Source organism: Janthinobacterium sp. AD80 (assembly GCF_002878455.1).
Classification (GTDB): Bacteria; Pseudomonadota; Gammaproteobacteria; order Burkholderiales; family Burkholderiaceae_D; genus Janthinobacterium.
In genome coordinates this window covers 1-882 of record NZ_NRDQ01000327.1, presented here as the reverse complement: position 1 = coordinate 882, position 882 = coordinate 1, and the positions used below count along the sequence as shown (strand labels likewise).

1 protein-coding gene is annotated in these 882 nt (G+C 70.0%); it reads left to right on the top strand.

The features are described 5' to 3' along the window. A partial coding sequence (locus tag JaAD80_RS29160) for a DUF692 domain-containing protein (RefSeq protein WP_308410661.1) occupies positions 1–860 on the top strand: 860 nt, incomplete at its 5' end. Positions 861–882 lie beyond the last annotated feature (22 nt).

Below are 882 nucleotides of genomic sequence, written 5' to 3'. Positions count from 1 at the left end.
TGCGCGAGCTGGCGATGGCCGCGCCCCCGGTGGGCATCGGCCTGCGCGGCGCGCACTACCGCGACATGCTGGCGCGGCGCCCGCCCGTGGACTGGCTCGAAGTCCATAGCGAGAACTATTTGGCCGAAGGCGGCTGGGACCTGCATGTGCTGGAAACCCTGCGCGCCGATTATCCCGTCTCGCTGCATGGCGTGGGCATGGGCCTCGGTTCCGTGCACGGCTTTTCGCGCACGCACGTGGAACGCATCGCCCGCCTGGCCGCGCGCATCGAGCCGATGCTGGTGTCCGAGCACCTGTGCTGGGGCGCCACCGGCGACGCCGTGCTCAACGACTTGCTGCCGTTGCCGCTGAACGGCGCCAGCCTGGAACTGCTCTGCCAGCGCGTGGACCTGGTGCAGGAAGTGCTGCGCCGCCCGATCCTGCTGGAAAACGTCTCGACGTATCTGCGTTTTCCCGGCGACAGCTGGAGCGAGACGGAGTTCCTCGCCTGCGTGGCGCGCCGCACCGGTTGCGGCGTGCTGCTGGACATCAACAACCTATATGTCAATCAATGCAACCACGGCGAGGACGCGCTGGCCGCGATGGCGGCGCTGGCGCCCGGCATGGTGGGTGAACTGCACCTGGCCGGCCACTGCGACGATGGCGGTTTGCTGGTCGACCACCATGGCGCGCCCGTGGCCGCTCCCGTGTGGGAACTGTACCGCGCCGCCTTGCACCGCTACGGCCCGCTGCCCACGCTGGTCGAATGGGATACCAACTTGCCGCCGCTGGCCACCTTGCTCGACGAAGTGGCCCGCGCGCGGGCGCTGGCCTGCGAGGCGCTGGCGCCGGCAGCCCTGGCGGCCTGCGATGACGCTTGAGGAACTGGCGCGCCTGCAGGCC